The 23,176-nt window shown below is 59.8% G+C and carries 20 protein-coding genes; 8 read left to right on the top strand and 12 right to left on the bottom strand.

From position 1 onward, the window contains the following. Positions 1–35 precede the first annotated feature (35 nt). From AMM33_RS04060 to AMM33_RS04115, 12 genes are all read right to left on the bottom strand, one after another. A complete protein-coding gene (locus AMM33_RS04060) occupies positions 36–458 on the bottom strand; it encodes a PaaI family thioesterase (RefSeq protein ID WP_090139070.1) in 423 nt (140 codons plus the stop codon). Between the two features lie 15 nt (positions 459–473). Then, on the bottom strand, positions 474–1,265 hold the full coding sequence (locus tag AMM33_RS04065; protein WP_090139072.1) for an SDR family oxidoreductase: 792 nt from the start codon (positions 1,263–1,265) through the stop codon (positions 474–476). Positions 1,266–1,288: 23 nt separating this feature from the next. Continuing rightward, a complete protein-coding gene (locus tag AMM33_RS04070; protein ID WP_090139074.1) occupies positions 1,289–1,594 on the bottom strand; it encodes a Dabb family protein in 306 nt (101 codons plus the stop codon). Further along, positions 1,594–3,408, bottom strand: a complete 1,815-nt coding sequence (locus tag AMM33_RS04075) for an acyl-CoA dehydrogenase (RefSeq protein ID WP_090139076.1) — start codon at positions 3,406–3,408, stop codon at positions 1,594–1,596. Before AMM33_RS04075 ends, AMM33_RS04070 begins: the two co-directional genes overlap by 1 nt. Positions 3,409–3,561: 153 nt before the next feature. Beyond that, entirely contained in the window at positions 3,562–4,737 is a 1,176-nt protein-coding gene (locus AMM33_RS04080) for an acetyl-CoA C-acyltransferase (RefSeq protein WP_090139078.1), read from the bottom strand. Between the two features lie 126 nt (positions 4,738–4,863). Continuing rightward, positions 4,864–6,975 carry a 3-hydroxyacyl-CoA dehydrogenase NAD-binding domain-containing protein gene (locus AMM33_RS04085; RefSeq protein WP_090139080.1) on the bottom strand — a complete coding sequence of 704 codons (2,112 nt, stop codon included), beginning with the start codon at positions 6,973–6,975 and terminating at the stop codon, positions 4,864–4,866. A 157-nt stretch (positions 6,976–7,132) separates the two neighbouring features. Then, positions 7,133–7,828, bottom strand: a complete 696-nt coding sequence (locus AMM33_RS04090; protein WP_090139082.1) for an ABC transporter ATP-binding protein — start codon at positions 7,826–7,828, stop codon at positions 7,133–7,135. Next, a complete protein-coding gene (locus AMM33_RS04095; RefSeq protein ID WP_090139084.1) occupies positions 7,828–8,598 on the bottom strand; it encodes an ABC transporter ATP-binding protein in 771 nt (256 codons plus the stop codon). Before AMM33_RS04095 ends, AMM33_RS04090 begins: the two co-directional genes overlap by 1 nt. Further along, complete coding sequence (locus AMM33_RS04100) at positions 8,595–9,887, bottom strand: branched-chain amino acid ABC transporter permease (RefSeq protein WP_090139086.1); 1,293 nt, start codon at positions 9,885–9,887, stop codon at positions 8,595–8,597. Before AMM33_RS04100 ends, AMM33_RS04095 begins: the two co-directional genes overlap by 4 nt. A 4-nt stretch (positions 9,888–9,891) precedes the next feature. Continuing rightward, on the bottom strand, positions 9,892–10,926 hold the full coding sequence (locus tag AMM33_RS04105; protein ID WP_090139087.1) for a branched-chain amino acid ABC transporter permease: 1,035 nt from the start codon (positions 10,924–10,926) through the stop codon (positions 9,892–9,894). A gap of 244 nt (positions 10,927–11,170) precedes the next feature. Then, positions 11,171–12,403 (bottom strand): branched-chain amino acid ABC transporter substrate-binding protein, encoded by a 1,233-nt coding sequence (locus tag AMM33_RS04110; RefSeq protein WP_090139089.1) that lies wholly within the window; start codon positions 12,401–12,403, stop codon positions 11,171–11,173. A 139-nt stretch (positions 12,404–12,542) separates the two neighbouring features. Next, positions 12,543–14,171, bottom strand: a complete 1,629-nt coding sequence (locus AMM33_RS04115) for a 3-(methylthio)propionyl-CoA ligase (RefSeq protein ID WP_090139091.1) — start codon at positions 14,169–14,171, stop codon at positions 12,543–12,545. Between the two features lie 123 nt (positions 14,172–14,294). Between AMM33_RS04115 and AMM33_RS04120 the strand changes: the two genes are divergently transcribed. The 8 genes from AMM33_RS04120 to AMM33_RS04155 all read left to right on the top strand — a co-directional run bounded on the left by AMM33_RS04120 (position 14,295) and on the right by AMM33_RS04155 (position 23,122). Beyond that, entirely contained in the window at positions 14,295–15,842 is a 1,548-nt protein-coding gene (locus tag AMM33_RS04120) for a protein adenylyltransferase SelO (protein ID WP_090139093.1), read from the top strand. Next, positions 15,839–16,246: a peptide-methionine (R)-S-oxide reductase MsrB gene (gene msrB / locus AMM33_RS04125; RefSeq protein WP_369802402.1), complete on the top strand. Its 408-nt coding sequence runs from the start codon at positions 15,839–15,841 to the stop codon at positions 16,244–16,246. Before AMM33_RS04120 ends, msrB begins: the two co-directional genes overlap by 4 nt. A gap of 67 nt (positions 16,247–16,313) precedes the next feature. Next, on the top strand, positions 16,314–16,853 hold the full coding sequence (locus AMM33_RS04130; protein WP_090139095.1) for a septation protein A: 540 nt from the start codon (positions 16,314–16,316) through the stop codon (positions 16,851–16,853). Next, a complete protein-coding gene (locus AMM33_RS04135) occupies positions 16,850–17,125 on the top strand; it encodes a BolA family protein (protein WP_090139098.1) in 276 nt (91 codons plus the stop codon). Before AMM33_RS04130 ends, AMM33_RS04135 begins: the two co-directional genes overlap by 4 nt. 81 nt (positions 17,126–17,206) lie before the next feature. Next, complete coding sequence (locus AMM33_RS04140; RefSeq protein ID WP_090139100.1) at positions 17,207–17,980, top strand: peptidylprolyl isomerase; 774 nt, start codon at positions 17,207–17,209, stop codon at positions 17,978–17,980. A 101-nt stretch (positions 17,981–18,081) separates the two neighbouring features. After that, positions 18,082–19,617, top strand: a complete 1,536-nt coding sequence (locus AMM33_RS04145; protein ID WP_228767949.1) for a S8 family peptidase — start codon at positions 18,082–18,084, stop codon at positions 19,615–19,617. A 116-nt stretch (positions 19,618–19,733) separates the two neighbouring features. Next, on the top strand, positions 19,734–21,704 hold the full coding sequence (locus tag AMM33_RS04150; protein WP_090139101.1) for a peptidase U32 family protein: 1,971 nt from the start codon (positions 19,734–19,736) through the stop codon (positions 21,702–21,704). 14 nt (positions 21,705–21,718) lie between these two features. Beyond that, on the top strand, positions 21,719–23,122 hold the full coding sequence (locus tag AMM33_RS04155; protein ID WP_090139103.1) for a sensor histidine kinase: 1,404 nt from the start codon (positions 21,719–21,721) through the stop codon (positions 23,120–23,122). The last annotated feature ends 54 nt before the right edge of the window (positions 23,123–23,176 follow it).

Below are 23,176 nucleotides of genomic sequence, written 5' to 3' on the forward strand. Positions count from 1 at the left end.
CTTTGTGGGTTGGTCGTAAAAATGAACAAAAAGATTCAGTCTGTGTGAAGGGCATCGGTGCCCCGACGGGGCACATATTTGAACGTTCCGGTGGCATGTGCACACAAACGCCCCTCGGGGTCGTAAACACCACCTTCCGTGAAGGCGAGTTTGCGCGTGCGGTGCAACAAGCGGCCGCGACCAATCAGCCGGCCGCCTAAGGGGGCTGAAGCTGCTTGCATGAAACTGGTCTTCATTTCAATTGTGAAAACACCGTTGCTGGGCTCCACGCTGCGTGCGGCTGCCGCCAGCACGATGTCCAAAAAGGTCATGATCGCGCCCCCATGGACGACATCAAAAGAGTTGAATATTTCCGGACGCATCGGAAACCACAGTTCGGATTGGCCGTCTTCAAATTTTTCCAATGTGATGCCCAAGTGGTCCACAAACGGAATCGGAACGCCAAAAGGAATGCTCATTTCAAACCTTAGGGCTCAGCCGCCGATGATGGCGCTCACGCCGCCGTCCACCGCCAGCCATTGGCCCGTGATGTGTTTGCCTGCGTCGGACGCGAACAACACCGCCAAACCCTTGAGGTCTTCGTCGTCGCCCAAGCGGCGCAGCGGAGCGGCTTGTGCCATGTTGTCGGCCCCGATGGTGTCCAAAAGGCCTTGGCTCATCTTGCTGGGGAAAAACCCTGGGCAGATCGCATTGACGGTGATGCCATGCTCGCCCCACTCGCCAGCCAGGGCTCGGGTGAAATTGATGACCGCACCCTTGGAGGTGTTGTAAGCGATGGTTTCCATCGGGGAAGGGTTGCCCGCCAGACCCGCGATGGACGCCACGTTCAGAATGCGGCCTTTCCCGCGTGGGATAAAGCTCTGCTTGGCCACTTCTTGAGAGAGGATGAAATAACCGCGCACGTTCAGGTTCATGACCTTGTCCCAGGCCGAGACCGGGTGGTCTTCGGCGGGCGCCCCCCAGGTCGCGCCTGCGTTGTTGACCAGGATGTCGATGGGGCCCATGCGCTCCATGGTTTCCGTGGCCAGGCGTCGAATGTCTTCTTCCTTGCCGCAGTCGGCAGCGATCCAGCGGGCATCGATGCCCGCGGCCTGCAGCTCAGCAGCGGCTTCTTCCAGGTCGGCTGCTTTGCGCGAGCTGAGCATGATCTTGGCGCCGGCTTCGCCCAAGGCATGGGCCATTTGCAGGCCCAGGCCTCGCGAGCCACCCGTGACCAAGGCCACTTGCCCGGTCAGGTCAAAAAGTTGCTGAATGCTGCGTGCCATGTGGTGCTCCTGTTGTGTAGGTCTTATTCGACGATGAAATCCATGCAACGGCGCTCTTGGACGACCGCTTTCATGAAGGGTTTGATGGCCAGATGATCGGGGTGATTTTGGTAAGCCGCTAGCACCTGCGCGTCATCGATCAGCATGTGGAGGACCAAATCGTTGGTGCAGTCCATGCCGGGCGTGGCGGTGGCGACTTCGAAAGCGCGGATGCCGGGGACCACCTGGGCACATGAGAGCAATAGCGATTTCGCTTTTTCAAGGTTGCTCGCTTTGTCTGCCCCATCGGCGTGGTCTTTCAAATTCCACATGACGATGTGGCGGATCATCAGAAGGCCTCTTCGGGCAAGTCGGCGCAAGTCGCGTCGCGGCTGCGCACCACATTCAGCCAAGCCCCGATCTTGGGCAGCTCGTAGCGGAAGAAGTAGCGGCAAGCGGCGCGTCGGCCTTGGGCTGCTGGGCTGTTGTCGTTGCCGAGGCTGTTGGCCACGTCGAGCCAGATCCAGGCGATCACGGTGTGGCCAAAGGCCTGCAAATACGGCACGGCGTTGGCCAGGGCTTGCGCAGGCTCGGCACCCGCCCAGGCTTGTTGGGTGGCTTGGCTCACTTGCTGGAGGGCATCGCGCAAGGCTCCCGCTTCCGGGGCCCAATTCGATTCGGCTTTGGCGGCCGTGGCCAGCATGCGCTCGGCCAGCAGCTGCAGGCCCCGGCCGTTTTCCATCAAGACCTTGCGGCCCAACAGGTCCATGGCCTGGATGCCGTGCGTACCTTCATGGATCATGTTCAGACGGTTGTCGCGCCAGTACTGCTCCACCGGGAAATCACGGGTGTAGCCGTAGCCGCCGTGAATCTGGATGGCCAGGCTGTTGGCCTCCAGACACCATTCGCTGGGGAAGCTCTTGACGATGGGCGTCAGCACTTCCAGCAGCAGGCGCGCCACATCGGCGTCTTCTGCAGTGCCCGTGTGTTGCTCGTCCACCAGACGGGCGCTGTACAGGGCCAAAGCCAGAGCGCCTTCGCTGTAAGCCTTTTGCGCCAGCAACATGCGCTTGATGTCGGCGTGTTCGATGATGCGCACTTGGGGCTGGCTCGCGTCCTTGCCCCCTGCCCCGGTGGGTCGGCCTTGCGGGCGGTTTTTGGCGTAGTCGAGGCTGGCGTAATAACCGGCCATGCCGAGCATGGTGGCGGCCATGCCCACGCCGATGCGGGCCTCGTTCATCATGTGGAACATGCAGCGCAGGCCTTCGCCGGGCTTGCCGACGAGGTAGCCTACGGCTCCAGCATTGCCGCGCACGGGGTACTTGCCCTCGCCAAAGTTCAGCAGCGTGTTGGTCGTGCCGCGCCAGCCGCATTTGTGGTTCAAGCCCGCCAGGGCCACGTCGTTGCGCTCGCCGGTCAGCTGTCCATTCGTGTCCACCATCTTTTTGGGCACGATGAAGAGCGAAATGCCTTTGACACCCGGCACCAGCTGGCCGTTCGCGTCAGGGATCTTGGCCAGCACCAAATGGATGATGTTCTCGGAGAGTTCGTGCTCGCCCGAGGAAATCCACATCTTGTTGCCTTTGAGGCGGTAGCGTGCGCCCAAAGCGTCGTCTTCAAAACCTTCACCATCGGGCGTGGCGCGTGTGGTCACGTCGCTCAGCGACGAACCCGCTTGTGGCTCACTCAGACACATGGTGCCTGAGAAGCGCCCCGAAAATTCGTTGGCCGCAAACACATGCTTTTGCAGATCGGTGCCGTGCACCATGAGCAAATTGGCGTTGCCGCTGGTGAGCATGCCCGAGCCGATGCTGACGGAGGCCATGGCAAAAAAGGCGTTGGCTGCGGCTTCGACTGTGTAGGGCAGCTGCATGCCGCCGATCTCGTAGTCTTGCGCAGCGCTGAGCATGCCCGACTCGGCGTAGGCCTTGTACGCGTCGTGTGTGGCCTGGGGCAGGATGACTTTTTCGCCATCAAAGTGGGGTTCTTGTGTGTCCACCAGGCGGTTGAAAGGGGCGTATTTTTCCCGCGCAATGCGCTCGCAGGTGTCGAGCACCGCGTCAAAGGTTTCACGCGAGTGATCGGTAAATCGCTCGCGGCTTTGCAGGTTTTCGACCTTCAGCCAGTCGTGCAGCAAAAAATCAATGGTAGGACGAAGTGACATATTGGGTTGAACGTTGAGGTTAAGTTATCAATTTGAGCATTTGGCGTTGAGCGTTCAGCGTGAATGCTGTGCCTTGGGCACAAGGCAGACCATCAAACGCCCAACGCTTATCGCTCAACGCCTAACGCAACACGCTCAACGCTCAACGCCCCATCACATCACTTCAAAAATGCCGCATGCGCCCATGCCGCCGCCGATGCACATGGTCACCGCCACACGCTTGGCACCACGGCGTTTGCCTTCGATCAGGGCGTGGCCCGTCAGGCGCTGGCCCGACACACCGTAGGGGTGACCCACGGCAATCGCGCCACCGTTCACATTCAAACGGTCAGCCGGAATGCCCAGCTTGTCGCGGCAGTACAGCACCTGCACGGCAAAGGCTTCGTTCAGTTCCCACAGGTCAATGTCTTGCACGGTGAGGCCCAAACGCGCCAAGGCTTTGGGCACGGCATACACGGGGCCAATGCCCATTTCGTCAGGCTCGCAACCGGCCACAGCAAAACCGAGGAATCGGCCCAGGGGCTTCAAACCGCGTTGCTCAGCCAGCTTTTCGTCCATCAACACGCAAGCGCCTGCACCGTCCGAGAACTGGCTGGCATTGCCTGCCGTGACCAAGCCACCGGGCAAAGCTGAGCGCAAGCCACTGATGGCCTCGACAGTGGTGCCTTCGCGCAGACCTTCGTCCACGCTCACGGTCACTTGCTTGGTGGTCATGCCCATGACCTTGTCGATCACGCCTTGAGTGACGGTGATGGGGGCGATTTCGTCGTTGAACAAACCAGCGGCTTGGGCAGCGCAGGCTTTTTGCTGGCTGGCCGCACCATACGCGTCCATCACATCGCGACCGATTTTGTAGCGCTTGGCCACTTGCTCGGCGGTTTGCAGCATGTTCCAGTAGATCTCGGGCTTCATCTTGGCCAGCGCCAAGTCTTGCAACATGTGGGTGTTCATCTCTTGCTGCACACAAGAGATGCTTTCCACGCCACCGGCCACATAGACCTGGCCTTCGCCCGCGATGATGCGTTGTGCAGCCAAAGCGATGGTTTGCAGGCCGGACGAGCAAAAGCGGTTGACCGTCATGCCCGACACAGAAATCGGCAAACCGGCCTTGAGGGCAATCTGGCGAGCGATGTTGGCACCGGTGGCGCCCTCGGGTGTGGCGCAGCCCATGATCACGTCTTCGACTTCGGCGGCATCAATGCCTGCGCGGGCCACGGCGTGTTGCACCGCGTGGCCGCCCAAAGTGGCACCGTGGGTCATGTTGAAAGCGCCCTTCCAGCTCTTGGCCAGAGGGGTGCGTGCGGTAGATACGATAACGGCATTGGTCATTTTGAATCCTTGTATTGGCTCGTTGAGCGTTGAGCGTTAGGCGTTGAGCGAGCAGCTAACTGGTCTTTTGACGCTCAACGCTGAACGCTGAACTCTCAACCTGCAAACTGAACGCTCAACCCCAAGTCAGTTGAATGTCTTGCCTTCGGCCACCAAGCGCGCCAGCAGGGGCGCGGGTTGCCAGAATTGGGCGTCGTCGTGCGGGTTCTTGGCAAAGCGCTTCATGGCTTCGGCCACATTGAACAGGCCCACGGTGTCGGCGTAGTTCATGGGGCCACCGCGCCAGAACGGGAAGCCGTAGCCGGTGATGTAGACCATGTCGATATCGCTGGCCTTGCTGGCAATGCCTTCTTCCAGAATGTGCGCCGCCTCGTTGACCAAGGAGTACACCAGGCGCTGCACGATTTCTTCGTCCGAAATCTTGCGGGGCGTGATGCCCATGGCCGCGCGGTGCTTCTCGATCATCTCGACCACCACGGCGCTGGGGATCGCGTCGCGCTTGCCAGCTTGGTAGTCGTACCAGCCTGCGCCGGTTTTTTGGCCATAACGGCCCATCTCGCACAGCAGGTCAGCGGTTTTGCTGTACTTCATGCCCGGCTTTTCCTGGTAGCGGCGCTTGCGGATCGCCCAACCAATGTCGTTGCCAGCCAAGTCGCCCATGCGGAACGGGCCCATGGCGAAGCCGAACTTCTCGACAGCCTTGTCGACCTGCGCGGGAGTGCAGCCTTCTTCGATCAGGAAACCAGCCTGGCGGCTGTACTGCTCGATCATGCGGTTGCCGATGAAACCATCACACACGCCTGAGACCACCGAGGTCTTTTTGATCTTCTTGCCAATGGCCATCACGGTGGCCAGCACGTCTTTGCCGGTCTGGGCGCCACGCACCACTTCGAGCAGCTTCATCACGTTGGCCGGGCTGAAGAAGTGCATGCCGATCACGTCTTGTGGACGCTTGGTGAAGCTGGCGATCTTGTTCACATCCAGGGTGGAGGTGTTGGAGGCCAAAATTGCGCCGGGCTTCATCACTTCGTCGAGCTTCTTGAAGACGGCTTCTTTCACGCCCATTTCTTCGAACACGGCTTCGATCACCAGGTCGGCCTGGCCGATCTCGTCGTAGCTCAGCGTGGTGGACAACAGCGCCATGCGCTCGTCGTACTTCTCTTGTTTGAGCTTGCCTTTTTTGACCTGGGCTTCGTAGTTTTTGCGGATGGTGGCCACGCCACGGTCCAGGGCTTCTTGCTTCATCTCCAGCATCTTGACGGGGATGCCCGCGTTCAAGAAGTTCATGGAGATGCCGCCGCCCATAGTGCCCGCACCAATGACGGCCACGGACTTGATCTCGCGCTTGGGCGTGTCTTCGGGCACGTCGGCAATTTTGCTGGCGGCGCGGTCGGCCATGAAGATGTGGCGCAAAGCCCGGCTTTCGGGCGTGAGCATCAGGTTCATGAAGATGTCGCGCTCGATGACCATGCCCTCTTCAAACTTCTTCTTGGTGGCGGCTTCAACCGCGTCCACGCACTTGACGGGTGCGGGCAGGTTTTTCGCCATGCCCTTGACCATGTTGCGGGTAAATTGGAAGTAAGCATCACCTTGGGGGTGCTTGCAAGGCAAGTTGCGCACCATGGGCATGGGCGAACCGTCTGCGTGTGCTGCGGCCACTTTGCGGGCCATGGCCAGTGCTTCTTCAGGCAGGCTTTCGGCCGACTGGGCCATGGCATCAAACAGCTTTTGGCCGGGCAACATGGCCAGCATTTCGCTCTTGATGGCTTCGCCGCTGACAATCATGTTGAGCGCGGGCTCGACACCGATCACGCGGGGCAGGCGCTGCGTGCCGCCCGCGCCAGGAATCAGACCCAGCTTGACTTCGGGCAGGGCCACGCTGGTGCCGGGTGATGCGATGCGGTAGTGGCAGCCGAGCGCCAACTCCAGACCGCCGCCCATGACCACCGAGTGGATGGCTGCCACAACGGGCTTGGCCGAATTTTCGCAAGCGCGGATGACGCTGAGCAAATTGGGTTCCTGGATCGCCTTGGGCGAACCAAATTCACGGATGTCTGCACCGCCCGAGAAGGCTTTGCCCGCGCCCGTGATGACGATGGCTTTGACCGATGCGTCGTTGTTGGCCTTCTCCAGACCATCGGTGATGCCGATGCGGGTGGACAGGCCCAAACCGTTGACGGGCGGGTTCATCATCGTGATGACCGCGACATCACCGTGGACTTTGTATTCAGCTGTCATGCTGGACTTCCTTTGCGTGAAAAGTTAAAAAAGAACGACCGTTCGTTTTTGTGCATTGTAGACACAAAAACCGCCCGGAAGGCAAAAATCTTGTCGCAACAGGGACGGTGACATGGACGGTTGGTGAAGGGGCAAGTGGACAGGCCCCAAGTCCGAATCAGACCTCCAGCCATTCCTTGCGGATGTAGGCGTTGGCCCGCAATTCGTCGGGCGTGCCCTCGAAGACGATGGCCCCATGACCCATGACCAGCGCCCTGTCGGAGATGCTCATGGCAATGGTGAGTTTTTGCTCGATCAACAAAACCGAGACCCCTTTGGCTTTGAGGCTGTGCAGGAATTGGCCCACCAGCTCCACAATTTTAGGGGCCAGGCCCTCGGTGGGCTCGTCGATGATGATCAGATCAGGGTCGCCCATCAGGGTGCGGCACAGCGTGAGCATTTGCTGCTCTCCGCCAGACAACACGCCAGCTTCAGTGTGCTCGCGCTCTTTGAGGCGGGGGAACATGGCGAACATGTCCTCAAAGGACCAGCGGCCGTTTTGTCCGCTGCGTTTTTGACCCAGTTGCAAGTTTTGGCTCACCGTGAGCTTGGGGAAAATTTCGCGGTTTTCGGGCACATAGCCCAGCCCCAAGTGGGCGATTTCATAGGCCTTTTTGCCCTGGATAGGCTGGCCTTTCCAGTCGATGCGCCCCTCGCACTCCACCAAACCCATGATGGCCTTGGCGGTGGTGGAGCGGCCCGAGCCGTTGCGGCCGAGCAAGGCCACGATCTCGCCCTGCCCCACCTCAAAATTGACGCCATGCAGCACATGGCTTTTGCCGTAAAAGGCATGAAGGTTGTCGATTTGCAGCATCAGTGGCCTCCTGCTTGGCTGTCTGCGACCGGAGAGCCCAAATAAGCCTCCTGCACTTTGGCGTTGGCGCGCACGGCTTCGGGGGTGTCGAAGGCGATGACCTCGCCATACACCACCACCGCGATCTTGTCGGCCAGGCCAAACACCACGCCCATGTCGTGCTCCACCGTGAGCAGCGTTTTGCCCACGGTGACGTCTTTGATGAGCTGGATGAAACGCGAGGTTTCGCTCTTGCTCATGCCGGCCGTGGGTTCGTCCAGCAAGATCACGTCTGAGCCGCCCGCAATGGTCACGCCGATTTCCAGCGCACGCTGCTCGGCATAGGTCAGGTTGACCGCCAGCACGTCGCGTTTTTTGTCCAGATGGATCATGTCCAGCAGCTCGTCGGTGCGATCGTTGGCGTCTTTCAAGTTGGATAAAAACTTGAAGAAGCTGTACTTGTAGCCGAGGCTCCAGAGCACAGCGCAGCGCAGGTTCTCGAACACACTCAACTTGGGAAAGATGTTGGTGATCTGGAAGCTGCGCGACAGTCCCATGCGGTTGATCTCGTAAGGCGTCTTGTTCTGGATGGCCTGGCCACCCAGCAAAATCTCGCCGCTGGTGGGGCCAAAGCGGCCGCTGATCAGGTTGAACAAAGTGGACTTGCCTGCGCCGTTGGGGCCAATCACGGCCACGCGCTCACCGGCTTGCACGGCCAGGTTCACGCCGCGGATGATTTCGGTCTTGCCGAAGTTCTTGCGCACGTCCTGGAGTTCGAGGGCGTAACTCATAAGGCCGCTTCCCTTCGCTTGATTTCTTTTTCGATGTCGGTCTGGATTTCACCCCAATCGCGGGCAAACTGCCGGCGGGCCAGCTCAAACAAACCCAAGCCGGTGAGCATGACAAAAGCCGAGCCGAACCAGCTGTCCAGGCTCTTGGCGTTGAGCGTAGCGCCCATGAACTTGACGGTGTCACCCAAGGCCGAATTGAGCTGCAGGTGGTAGACCATCTCGATCATGGCCCCGGCCCCCGCGAGCATGACGATGCCCGTGAGGCCCAGTGCCAGGTAACTGGTCCAGATCTGGCGCAGTTTGCCGAACTTGGCCACCCGCAGGTTCATCATGATCAGGCTGGCAATACCGCCCGGCGCATACATGACCATGAACAGGAACACCAAGCCCAAGTAGAGCAGCCAGGCTTTGGTCAGCTCGGACAACATCACAAAGGCGATGATCATGAGAACCGCGCCGATGATGGGGCCAAAGAAGAAGGTCGCACCGCCCAAAAAGGTGAACAACAAGTAGGCACCCGAGCGGGCTGCCCCCACCACTTCGGCGGTCACGATCTCGAAGTTCAGAGATGCTAGCCCGCCCGCGATGCCCGCAAAAAAGCCCGAGATGATGAACGCCATGTAGCGCACACGCTGCGTGTTGTAGCCAATGAATTCGACGCGCTCAGGGTTGTCGCGCACGGCGTTCAAAATCCGGCCCAGCGGCGTTTGCGTGAAGGCGTACATGAGCGCCACACACACAAAGGTGTAGGCCGCGATCAGGTAATACACTTGGATTTGCGGGCCGTAGGTGATGCCAAAAAATGGCTGCCCCGCCACCCGGTTGCCCGAGACGCCCGCCTCACCCCCGAAGAACTCCGAAAACATGAGCGACATGGCGAACACCAACTCGGCCACGCCCAAGGTGATCATGGCGAACGTTGTGCCCGATTTGCGGGTGGTGACCCAGCCGAGCAGAACAGCAAAGCCCATGCCGGTCAAGCCACCGATGATGGGCAGCAAACTGACCGGTATGTTGAGCTTGCCCGCGCTCACTGCGTTGAGCGCGTGAATCGCCATGTAAGAGCCCAGCCCCGTGTAGACCGCGTGGCCAAAGCTGAGCATGCCGCCTTGTCCCAACAAAATGTTGTAGGACAGGCAAGCGATGATGGCGATGCCCATTTGCGCAAGCATCGTGGTCGACAAGTTGCTGGTGAACACCAAGGGTGAAGCCACCAGAACCAGCGCAAACAGGCTCCAGATGACCCAGCGGCCAACGTTGTAGGGTTTGAATTTGTAAACAGCAGCCATGATTTCAAGTCTCGCGTGTACCCAACAGACCCTTGGGCCGGAAGATCAGGATCAGCACCAAAAACAGGTAGGGCAAGATGGGCGCGACCTGCGACAGCGTGAGCTTGGCAAAGGAGTTTTCCTGGGTTGCTGCCGACAAGGCCCAGCCCATGTCCTTGGCCAGCGTCAGGAAGGAGTAGTCAATGGCCACGGCGAAGGTCTGGATCACGCCAATCAGGATAGACGCCAAAAACGCCCCCGACAGCGAGCCCATGCCGCCCACCACCACAACCACGAAGATGACCGAGCCCACGGTGGCGGCCATGGCAGGTTCTGTCACGAAGGTGCTGCCACCAATCACGCCCGCCAGGCCGGCCAGGCCCGTACCCGCACCAAACACCAGCATGAACACACGCGGCACGTTGTGGCCCAGCGACTCCACCATTTCGGGGTGGGTCAAAGCGGCCTGAATGACCAGACCGATGCGGGTGCGGGTGAGCAAAAGCCACAAAGACATCAGCATGAGCAGCGCCACCAGCATCATGAAGCCGCGTGTGGCCGGAAACGGCGAGCACACCACACGAATGGCGGCATCCGCTGCACTGCACATCTCGGCAGGCGCCGCGCCCCAGACCACACCCAGGCCGTTGACCGAGTGGTTGATCAGGGTAAAGGCTGAGCTGCGCAAAATTTCAGGCGGGGGAAACTCCACCGCTGTGCGGCCCCACACCAGTTGCACCAATTCCAGCACCACATAGGACAGGCCAAACGTGACCAGCAGTTCGGGCACATGGCCGAAGGGGTGGACTTTGCGCAAGGTGACACGTTCAAAAACGGCACCGCAAGCCCCGACGAGCAGGGGCGCCACGACCAGTGAAGGCCAAAAGCCGATCCACCCGGTGAGTGTGTAACCGAAATAGGCCCCGATCATGTAAAAACTGGCGTGCGCAAAGTTGAGCACACCCATCATGCTGAAAATCAGCGTCAGCCCGGAGCTGAGCATGAAGAGCAACAGTCCGTAACTGAGACCGTTGAGCATGGAGATGATGAAAAACTCCATAAAAACTTTCCAGACCCTCTGGGGTCTAACTGCGTTACCGAAAGTGGGTTTGAACACTCAAACCCCAACCACACCCAAGGCACAAGCCCATGAAAAAGCCCGATGAACATCGCGTTGATCGGGCCTGAACCCTCTCGACTTGTGCAGCACAGAACCACAGGCTCTGCGCTGCGCAAGACTGGCCGCCAAACCCTGAGCGCCCCAGACGGGACGCTCACAGGTCGGTAGCGGCAGGGGTGTCGCCTCAGCCTGGACGCTTCATCTGGCAGCTGGTGGGCGTGCTGGAGACGTAAGACGGGAATTCCTTGACCGGGGCCAAGGTCATGCCTGTGTTTTCGGGGCTGTATGGGAACTTCTTGTCGGCCTTTTGCCAGACTGTCATCCACAGCGGCTGCTGCAGCTGGTGGTCGGCTTTGCGGATTTCCACGTCACCGTGGTAGCTCTTGAACTTCAGGCCCGACAGGGCGGCGGCCACTTTGACCGGATCGGTCGACTTGGCCTTGGCCATGGCTTCACCCAAGGCGCTGTAGATCGAGATCACAGAGCCGGTGTAGAAGTCGTCGTTGAACTTTGTTTTGAACTCGGCCATCCACTTGCCCATGTCGCCCCCCATGTTGTAGTGGTTGTACGAAATCTGGAATACGCGGCCCGCCCCCCCCTGACCCAAGGCCGTGGGCGTGCCCGTGACGCCTGTGTAGTAGGTGTAGAACTTGCCGTTGTAGCCGCCTTCGTTGGCCGCCTTGACCAGCAGCGCCAAGTCAGACCCCCAGTTGCCGGTGATCACGGTGTCGGCACCCGAGGCCTTGATCTTGGCAATGTAGGGCGAGAAGTCGCGGACTTGGGCCAGTGGGTGCAGGTCTTCACCCACGATTTGCACACCCGGCATCTTGCGTGCGATGTTTTCCTTGGCGAACTTGACGACCTGGTGACCGTGTGAATAGTTCTGATTGAACAAGTACACCTTCTTGATGTCCTTGTCGTCCTTCATGAAGGTGGTCATGGCCTCGATCTTCATCGAGGTGTCGGCGTCAAAGCGGAAGTGCCAGAAACTGCACTTGCTGTTGGTGAAGTCCGGGTCCACCGCGGAGTGGTTCAGGAAAATGATTTCCTTGCCGGGGTTGCGCTCGTTGTGCTTGTTCACGGCCTCAATCAGGGCGCCAGCCACGGAGGAGCCGTTGCCTTGGGTGATGTAACGCACGCCTTGGTCCATGGCGGCTTTGAGGGCGTTCAGGCTTTCAGCGGGGCTCAATTTGTTGTCAATGCCAATCACCTCGAATTTGACGCCAGCGGGGTTGGTTTTGCTGAATTTTTCAGCGAAGAACTGAAAGCTCTTGAGCTGGTTGCTGCCCACAGGCGCCATCAGGCCGGACAGCGGATCGATCCAGGCGATTTTGACGGTCTCGCCCTTTTGCGCATAGGCGCCCAAGGAGCAAGCGGCCAAAGCGGCTGCGGCGATCAAACGGTGTGTGGTTTTCATTCAAGGTCTCCTGCGTTGTGAATCTGAACAAGGTCAGCGTAACCGCTGATGAAACAAATGCGCTCGGGGTTTGCACCTAAGGCATATCACCCGCGCGACTTGCGCGGACCACTCGTGGGGTGTGAGGGCATGACGCGCATCAAACGCCAGGCAGCACGTAGTCGGCCAATTGCTCGCGCAAACGGGTCTTGAGCATCTTGCCGGTGCCACCCAATGGAATGGCGTCGACAAAGACCACGTCGTCCGGAATCTGCCACTTCGCAGTCTTGCCTTCGTAAAAAGCGATCAGCTCTTCACGGCTGACTTCGGCGCCGGGTTTCTTGACCACGCACACAATCGGCCGCTCGTCCCACTTGGGGTGGCGCATGCCAATGCAAGCGGCCATGGCCACTGCCGGGTGGGCCATGGCGATGTTTTCCACGTCGATCGAGCTGATCCACTCGCCGCCGGACTTGATCACGTCCTTGCTGCGGTCGGTGATCTGCATGAAGCCATCGGCGTCGATCGTGGCCACATCGCCGGTGGGGAACCAGCCGTCCACCAAGGGGTTGCCGCCTTCTTGCTTGTAATAGGACGCGATGACCCACGGGCCTTTGACCAGCAGGTCACCCGCCGCCTTGCCGTCGTGCGGCAAGGTTTGGCCTTGCGGGTCCACGATCTTCATGTCGATGCCAAAAATGCAGCGGCCTTGCTTCATGCGCAGCTTCATTTGGGCATCGGCGGGCAAGCTCAGGTGCTTGTTTTTCAGGGTGCACACCGTGCCCAGGGGGCTGAGCTCGGTCATGCCCCAAGCGTGCAGCACGTCCACGTTGTAGTTTTGACGGAAGGCGTCGATCATGGCCGGTGGGCAGGCCGAGCCGCCAATGACGGTGCGGTTCAGCGTGCTGAACTTCAGGCCCGCTGGGGCCATGTGGCCCAGGAGCATTTGCCACACGGTAGGTACACCCGCCGCAAAAGTCACGCCTTCGGCTTCGATCAGTTCGTAAACCGATTTGCCGTCGAGCGCGGGGCCTGGAAAGACCAACTTGGCCCCGGCCATGGCCGCGCTGTAAGGGATGCCCCAGGCGTTGACGTGGAACATGGGCACCACGGGCAAGATCGAATCCCGTGCCGAGATGCACATCGAGTCGGGCAAGGCGGCAGCGTAGGCGTGCAGCACGGTGGAGCGGTGGCTGTACAAAGCGCCTTTGGGGTTGCCGGTGGTGCCGCTGGTGTAGCACAGGCTGCAGGCGGTGTTTTCATCGAGCTGCGGCCAAGCGTAGGTGCTGGGCTGCTGGCCCATCCACGCCTCGTAGCTCACCAGGTTCGGGATGCCGGTATCGGCGGGCAGTTTGTCCGCGTCGCACAAAGCCACATAGTGCGTGATGGTTTTGCAGTGTTTGTGGACGGCCTGCACCAGCGGCAAAAACGTCATGTCGAAGCACAGCACTTGGTCTTCGGCATGGTTGGCGATCCAGGCCAGCTGCTCGGGGTGCAGGCGCGGGTTCATGGTGTGCAGCACGCGGCCCGAGCCGCTCACACCAAAGTACAGCTCCAGGTGGCGGTACCCGTTCCAGGCCAGGGTCGCGATGCGTGCGCCTTGCGGTACCTGCTGGGCATCGAGTGCGTTGGCCACTTGGCGCGAGCGGCGGGCCACATCGGCCCAGGCGTAACGGTGGATGTCTCCCTCCACGCGGCGCGAGACGATCTCGCTGTCGCCGTGGTGTTTTTCAGCAAAGTCGATCAAAGAAGAAATCAGCAATGATTGCTGTTGCATCAATCCCAGCATGGGGTGGTCTCCTGTCAAGGGGGTTGTTCTCAAACGGATCATTGTGCACCCGCATACCGGCGGGTTCGGGCCTAAAACCCGCCAAACCCAGGGTGCTTGTCAAGGGCGTGACAATCAGCAACTATGTCATCTGCCCCTTTGGAAACCCACGCCAGCTCCCCCCACGACTTGCCCGTGCTGAACTGGACCCACCGCCTGACCCAACTGGGCCCCCGTTTTTTCACCCCCCTGCAGCCCTCGCCCGTGGCCGCGCCGCGTTGGGCCGCCCGCAACGACGCCTTGCGCAACGAACTGGGCTGGCCTGGCGAGCTGTTTGACGACAACCACCTGCAAGCCTTCGCGGGCAACGCACTCATGGTCGGCTCCCAGCCGCTGGCCACGGTCTACAGCGGCCACCAGTTTGGCCAATGGGCCGGGCAGCTGGGGGACGGGCGGGCCATTTGGCTGGGCGAAGCCCAATCAGCGCAAGGGCCGCAAGAGATTCAGCTCAAAGGCGCGGGCCGTACGCCCTACTCGCGCGGCGGCGATGGCCGGGCCGTGCTGCGCTCCAGCATCCGTGAGTATTTGTGCAGCGAAGCCATGCACGGCCTGGGCATCCCCACCACCCGGGCGCTGTGCCTGGTGGCATCGCCCGAACCGGTGCGGCGCGAAACCCTCGAAAGCGCCGCCGTGGTGGCGCGGGTGGCGCCCAGCTTTTTGCGCTTTGGGCACTTCGAGCATTTTTCTGCCCAGGGCGACACCGACAGCCTGAGAACGCTGGCCGACCACGCGATACGCCACCACCTGCCCGAATGCAAGGAGCGCGCCGCGCTGTGGCAAGGCAATGTGTACGCGGCCTTGCTGGACGAGGTTCAGGAGCGCACCGCCCGGCTGCTGGCGCAATGGCAAGCGGTGGGCTTTTGCCACGGCGTGATGAACACCGACAACATGAGCCTCTTGGGCCTGACGATCGACTACGGCCCCTTCCAGTTCATGGACGGCTTTGACCCCGGTCACATTTGCAACCACTCGGACCACCAAGGCCGCTACGCCTACGGACGCCAACCGAACGTGGCCTATTGGAATTTGTATTGCCTGGCGCAGGCGCTGACCCCCTTGATCGATGACCACGACATGACACTGCAGGTGCTGGAAGGCTACAAGAGCCAGTTTCCGCGCTTTCTGGGCGATGCGATGCGGGCCAAACTGGGCCTGGTCGGCGACTTGGCCCCCGAGTCCGAACGCGAAGCCGACTGGACTTTGGTCGAAGACGTGATGCAGCTCATGGCGACCGAAAAAGTGGACTTCACCTTGTTTTGGCGGCAACTGAGTCAGGCGGTGGTGCAGCAGTCGCAGGCCAGCACCTTGACCGATGCGGGCTGGAGCGCTGTGACCGACTTGGTTCTGGACCGCCCTCGCCTGCTGGCTTGGTTGACGCGGTACACGGCTCGGACGGGTCAGGCCCATTTTTCGGCCATGGGCGATCAGATGCTGCGCACCAACCCCAAGTTTGTGCTGCGCAACCACCTGGCCGAGATCGCCATCCGCCAGGCCCAAGCGGGCGACTTCTCGGAAGTCGAGACCCTCTACAACTTGTTAAAGTCCCCCTTCGACGAGCATCCGGGCATGCAAGCCTATGCCGACCTGCCGCCCGACTGGGCGGGTCAACTGGAAATCAGCTGTTCATCATGAGCCAAATCACCAAAACCGACCAAGAGTGGCGCGAGCTGCTGGCCGCCAAGGGCGCCGAGCCCGTGGCCTACGCTGTCACGCGCCAAGCCGCCACCGAGCGCCCGTTCACTGGAAAATACGAGGGCCACTGGGCCAACGGCATTTACCGCTGCATCTGCTGCGACGCCGAATTGTTCAAATCTGACACCAAATTCGACGCCGGCTGCGGCTGGCCCAGTTTCTCGCAGGCCTCGTCTGACGGGGCCATTGAAGAGCGCGTGGACACCAGCCACGGCATGCGCCGCGTAGAAACCGTGTGTGCCAAATGCGGCGCCCACCTGGGTCATGTGTTTGAAGACGGCCCCGCCCCCACGGGTCTGCGCTACTGCATGAACTCCGCTTCGTTAGACTTCGAAGCTTTGTGAACCCTTTCGCCTGTTGATTTAGGCGCTTGACACGTCCATTGCTCCCTTTTGCCAAAATCATGACCCCATGAAATTTCTGCTCGACTTTTTTCCCATTGCACTGTTCTTCGGGGCCTACAAACTCGCCGACATCTACACCGCCACGGCCGTGCTGATGGCGGCCACGGTGCTGCAAACGGCCATCATTTACAAGATGGACAGCAAGCTGCAAACCATGCACAAGATCACGCTGGTGCTGGTGCTCGGCTTTGGCGCGTTGACACTGGGACTGCACGACGAGCGCTTCATCAAATGGAAGCCCACCTTGCTCTACACCGGTCTGGCTGTGGCTTTGGCTGTGGCCCACTTGTTTTTGAAAAAGAATTTCCTGCTCATGCTGCTGGGCCAGCAGTTGCAGTTGCCACCCCGGGTCTGGCACCGCATGAACGTGTCGTGGATGCTGTATTGCCTTTTCATGGCTGCCATCAACGCTTACGTGGCCCATTACTTCAGCACCGAAGACTGGGTCAATTTCAAGCTGTGGGGTTACGTTTTCCCGCTGGTCTTCATCATCGGACAGGGCATTTACGTGGCCCGTCACTTGCCCAAGGACGATGCCTCATCATGACAAGTCCAAGCCCTGCCAGCGTGCGTGAACGCATCCACGCCAGATTGACCGAGCGGCTGCAACCCACCTCCTTGAATGTGATCGACGAAAGTGCCGCCCATGCGGGCCACGCGGGTGCCAGCACCAGTGGCGAAGGCAGCCATATCCGTGTGTGCATTGCTTCACCTTTGTTTACGTCCATCAGTCGCGTTCAGAGGCATCGGCTTGTGTATGATGCGCTGCAAGATTTCATCGACCAAGGCCTGCATGCCTTGGCCATCGAGCTGATCTGAAACCGGGCAGCCACCTGAAGTGGCCGCCCTTTTTTGTACCCTTGTTTCATACCTGACAACAGAGTCCTTGAGGAAAAGACAATGAAAAAGCAAATGCTCAGCGCCGCCGTTGTGGCCCTGATGGCTGTTCCCGCCCTGGCACAAAATATCGCTGTGGTGAACGGCAAGCCGGTGCCCTCTTCCCGCGTGGAAGTGCTCAAGCAGCAAGTGGAAGCCTCTGGCCGCCCCGTCACGCCTGAAGTGCTGGCACAGATCAAGGAAGAACTGATCGCCCGCGAAGTCTTCATGCAAGAAGCCAAAAAGCGCGGTCTGGACGGCTCGGAGGAATTCAAAAACCAGATCGAGCTGGCACGTCAAACCATTCTGATCCGCCAGTTGTTTGCCGATTTCCAGAAGAAAAACCCGGTCACTGACGCAGACGTCAAGGCTGAATACGACAAATTTGCCGCAGCCAACGGCGGCAAGGAATACCGTGCTCGCCACATCCTGGTGGAAAAAGAAGACGAAGCCAAAGCCCTGATTGCCGAGATCAAAAAAGGTGCCAAGTTTGAAGACCTGGCCAAAAAAGCCTCCAAAGACCCAGGCTCTGGTGCCAACGGTGGCGATCTGGACTGGGCAGCAGCAGGCAGCTACGTGCCCGAGTTTTCCGGCGCCATGACCAAGCTGGAAAAAGGCCAGATGACCGAATCGCCCGTGAAGAGCCAGTTTGGCTTTCACATCATCCGCGTGGACGATGTGCGCGAAGCCCAATTGCCCAAGTTGGAAGAAGTCAAGCCCCAGATTTCGCAGCAGCTGCAGCAGCAAAAATTGGCCAAGTTCCAGGAAGAATTGCGCAGCAAAGCCAAAATCCAGTGATCAGCGACTGGCGTCACTTTTGAAAGCCTCTTCGGAGGCTTTTTTTATTTATTTAACAGTTTTGGTCATGTAAAATTAATAAATATCACCAAAAGATCGCCATGAACTTCGCTTTCAAACCCACATTTCAAACTCTCGCACTGGGCGGTCTGCTCGTTTTGGGTGCAGGTGTGACGCTGGCGCAAACACCCGCGCCCAAGAATACCGAGACCCCCATGCATGTTTTCGGTGCATCCAAACCGATTCAAAACCGCTACATCGTGGTGTTCACCAGCGATGTGGCTGATCCTGCTCAGGAAGCACAAAGCATGGTCAGAGGCGGCAAAGGCACCTTGCACCATACGTTCAAGAACGCCATCAAAGGTTTTGCTGCGTCCATTCCGGCGGCTGCACTCCCGGGTTTACTGAACAACCCCCGCGTGGATTACATCGAGCAAGACCAGTCGGTGAGCCTGAACCAGGCCACGTCCCCTCAAAGCAGCGCCACCTGGGGTCTGGACCGCATTGACCAGGCCAGCTTGCCTCTGAACTCCCAATACAAGTTCAATGGCACAGGCGCCGCAACGACGGCCTTCATCATTGACTCAGGCCTTCGCGCAGACCATGTCGATTTCACAGGCCGTGTACTGCCCGGCTACAACGTGGTGGCCGACGCCAATGGCACCAACGACTGCAATGGCCACGGGACTCACGTCGCCGGCACAGTCGGAGGCAGCACCTGGGGTGTAGCCAAGTCGGTGAATCTGGTGCCTGTGCGTGTCCTTGACTGCGCAGGATCGGGCACTTTGAGCGGCGTGGTGGCCGGCATTGACTGGGTCGCAGGCTCAACTTTGCGCCCCGCTGTCGCCAACATGTCCTTGGGCAGCGCCAAGTCCAGCACCGTCAACGCGGCTGTGGCTGGCGCCTACAACAAGGGCGTCACCATGGTCGTTGCTGCAGGCAACAACAACGCAGACGCTTGCAGCTACTCCCCATCCAGTGAACCCATGGCCATCACCGTGGGCGCCACCACCAACACCGATGCCCGTGCGTCCTATTCCAACTACGGCACTTGCCTCGATGTTTTTGCTCCCGGCACCAACATCACATCCGCCTGGCACACCGGCAGCACGGCCAGCAACACCATCAGCGGCACCTCCATGGCCAGCCCACACGTCACAGGTGTGGCGGCGCTGGCCTTGCAAGCCAATCCCCTGGCGAGTCCGGCTCAGATAAGCAGCTTCATCACCAGCTATGCGACCCTGAACAAAGTCAGCACTGCAGGCACGGGTTCGCCAAATCGCCTGTTGTACTCACTGGCCAGCATCGTGCCCGCCCCTGCGCAAACCATCGCCATTCGTGGCTTGACGGGCAAGTCCAGCAAGTCTGGCACCAACTGGAAAGCGCAAGTCACGGCCACCGTGCGTGATGTCAACTCCAGCGTCAACGTGGCCAACGCCACCGTGACGGGCAACTTTGCGCCCGGCGGCACACTCAGCTGCGTGACCGCCAGCACAGGCAGCTGCACATTGACCAGCGGCAGCATCAGCAAACTCAGCGTCAGCACCACCTTCACGGTGAGCAATGTGAGCGGCACCAACATGGTTTATGACGCCTCGCAAAATACGGCGACACAACTCACCTTCAGCAAACCCTGATATTCAGCGGGCTGAGATCTTCGTGAACGCGGCTCCCGCTGCGTTTTTTTGGGGTAGGCGGTCGAAGACGCTGCCCACAAGACAAGGCCGTCAGGCAAGCCAAGGATAATCAAGGCATGCTGCCTCACCAACTTGAACTCTTAGCCCCCGCCCGCAACCTGGACATCGGCATCGAAGCCATCAACCACGGCGCCGATGCGGTCTACATTGGCGGCCCCTCGTTCGGGGCGCGGTCCACGGCCGACAACTCGGTGCAAGACATTGCCAAGCTGGTGCAATACGCGCACCGTTTTCACAGCCGCATCTTTGTCACGCTCAATACCATCTTGCGCGACGACGAGCTCGAAGGGGCACGCAAGCTGGCTTGGCAGCTGTACGACGCAGGGGTCGATGCGCTGATCATTCAGGACATGGGCCTTCTCGAAATCGACATGCCGCCGATCCAGCTGCACGCCAGCACCCAGACCGACATCCGCACGCCCGAGAAAGCCAAGTTCTTGCAGGACGCAGGCCTCAGCCAAATCGTGCTGGCTCGCGAGTTGACACTGCCGCAAATCGCCGCCATCCGGGACGCGGTGGACACCGAGCACACGGTGATCGAATTTTTTGTGCACGGCGCTTTGTGCGTGGCCTACAGCGGCCAGTGTTTCATCAGCCACGCCCACACCGGGCGCAGCGCCAACCGGGGCGACTGCTCACAAGCCTGCCGCTTGCCCTACGAAGTCAAGGACGCACAAGGCCGCATCGTGGCGCACGACAAGCATGTGCTGAGCATGAAGGACAACAACCAGAGCGAGAACTTGCGCGATTTGGTGGACGCGGGCATTCGCAGTTTCAAGATCGAAGGCCGCTACAAGGACATGGCCTACGTGAAAAACATCACGGCGCATTACCGCAAGCTGTTCGATGAGGTGTTAGCCGAGCGCCCCGAGCTTGCGGCTTCGTCACATGGCCGCACCACCTTCAGTTTTGAGCCCGACCCGAACCAGAACTTCAACCGCGAGTTCACCGATTACTTTGTGCAAGGCCGCAAGGAAGACATCGGTGCTTTCGACACCCCCAAAAACCCTGGTCAACCCATCGGCTGGGTCAGCAAGGTCACGGCTGAGCACGTCGAAATCACCACCGACGACCCCGCCACCGAGCTGCACAACGGCGACGGCCTGTGCTACTACGACCTGCAAAAAGAGCTGGTGGGCCTGCAGATCAACCGCGCCGAAGCGGCCAAAGCCAAAGGCGTCTGGCGCTTGTTCCCCAAAGACCCGATGGACGGGTTCAAGGACTTGCGCCAAGGCGTTCAGGTCAACCGCAACCGCGACATGAGCTGGGTGCGGACACTGGACAAAAAGTCCGCCGAGCGCCGCATGGGCGTGTGGATGCAGCTGGCCGAAAATAACGGTGGTCTGCAACTGACCCTGACCGACGAAGTGGGCCACAGCGCTACGGCCCACATGGCCATCGCCTGGCAAGCCCCCAAAGACGCCGCGTTGGCAGAGGACAAGCTCAAAAGCGCTTTAGGCAAATTGGGCGACACCCTGTTCGAGCCGCTGGACGTGCAGCTCGCCCTGCCCCGCCCCTGGTTTGTGCCGCCTTCCCAACTCAACGCCTTGCGCCGTGATGCCGTACAAGCCCTGGAAGCCGCCCGTGCCCAAGGCCTGCACCACCTACCGCGTGCCGTGCCCGTGGAGCCGCCAGCGCCCTACCCCGAAGACACGCTGACTTATCTGGCCAATGTGTTCAACCAAAAGGCCCGCGATTTTTACGCCAAGCACGGTGTGAAGGTGATCGCTGCTGCTTACGAGTCACAAGAAGAGTTGGGCGAAGTCAGTTTGATGATCACCAAGCACTGCGTGCGTTTTAGCCTCAGCCTGTGCCCCAAGCAGGCCAAAGGCGTGACGGGCGTGCAAGGCACGGTGAAGGCCGAACCCATGCAGCTGATCAATGGCAAGGAAAAACTCACCCTCCGTTTTGACTGCAAACCTTGCGAAATGCATGTGGTGGGCAAGATCAAGAAGTCGGTCTTGAATGCCGTGCCGGAGAGTCCGGTGCAGTTTTACAAGACACGGCCCGTGGTCGGCATGCACTGAAACACTACAGCACCATGGCAGCCTACAACGTCCAAAGCCTCTTCGTCTTCTATTCCATCGTCTCGATACTGGGTGGTTTGGTCGCCTGCTTTTACTTCAAGCGGCTGGACACTTCGGCCCGTTACTGGGCTGTGGCTGCGCTGATTGCCGGGGTGACCAACCTGGCCACGGTGTTTCGCGCCGAGTTACCCCTGCTGTGGTCTTACAGCATCCCGATCGGCTTGAACGGCATGGTTTTTGTACTGATGGGCCTGGGCATCGTGCGACTGCACAAACACAGTAATCCATGGCGCAGTTTGTTGAGTCTGGGCATCGGCACCGTATTTTTCATTGCGGTCATGGAGTGGTGCCGCATCCACTACGGCCTTCGGGTCACCGTTGTGCTGTCTGGTGGCCTGTTTGCCGTGACGTCTTTTTGGGGCAGCCATGCCGCCCATGTGTACTACAAGTTGTCGGGCAACCAGTTTGCGATGCACATGCGCTCAGCGATGATGGGCATTGGCGTGGTCAACGTCCTGCGCACACAAAGCGCCTTCACAGGCTGGGGCTTGCAGACTTTTGGCGAAGATGCATGGACACTGACCATTTGGTCCATCATGTTTTTATTGGGCATGATGCGCTATTTCAGCTATCTGGGCATGCGCGTCCAGCAGCAAGCTGACGAAAAGCTCAAGGTGGCGGCTGCACTGGCGAGAGAAGAGGAAGGTCGACGCCTAGGTGGACAACTGGCACGGCTGGAACGCCAACAAAGCCTGGGGGTCATGTCGGCGTCCTTTGCACACGAGTTGAACCAGCCGCTGACGGCCATCCTCAACTACGCCGAATTGCTGCAACACCAGTTGCGCTCGGGTCAACTCGTCGAGACGAAGGCCCAGCAGGTGCTGGCCGACATTGTGGCCAGCAGCGCCCGGGCGGGCGACATCATTCGGCGCATCCGGACTTTCATTCAAACCGATGTCCTGAACAAAGAACGGGTCGACATCCGAGCGACCATCGCAGAGGTCTGTGCTCTGGTTGAGCCCGAGGTCAGGCGACAAGAAATACGCATCCTCCAGGACCCCATGCCATCGCCCGTGTGGGTGATGGCAGATGCCGTTCAGCTGTCTCAAGTGCTGTTCAATGTCATGCGCAACAGCATGGAGTCGATGGTTGGAGCGCCTGTTCGCGACATCCACCTGACCGTCAATCAAGCAGGCCAGGAGATCCGCCTGTCGGTGTCTGACACCGGCCGGGGGCTGACCGACGAGCAGGCGCGCCAAGCTGGGGATCCCTTTTACACCACCAAGATTTCAGGGCTGGGCATGGGCTTGTCCATTTCTAAAACGATCCTCGCGCAGTTCAATGGCCATTTGAGCCTGAGAAACACAGGTCAGGGCGTTTGTGCACTGATCATCTTGCCGGTGGCAGATGCCGTCTGAGCGCCTGCGGCGATGGACATGGGGGGTCAAACCCGCGATGCTCTTGAAGCCCCC

Source organism: Limnohabitans sp. DM1, from assembly GCF_001269385.1.
Classification (GTDB): domain Bacteria; phylum Pseudomonadota; class Gammaproteobacteria; order Burkholderiales; family Burkholderiaceae_C; genus Limnohabitans_A.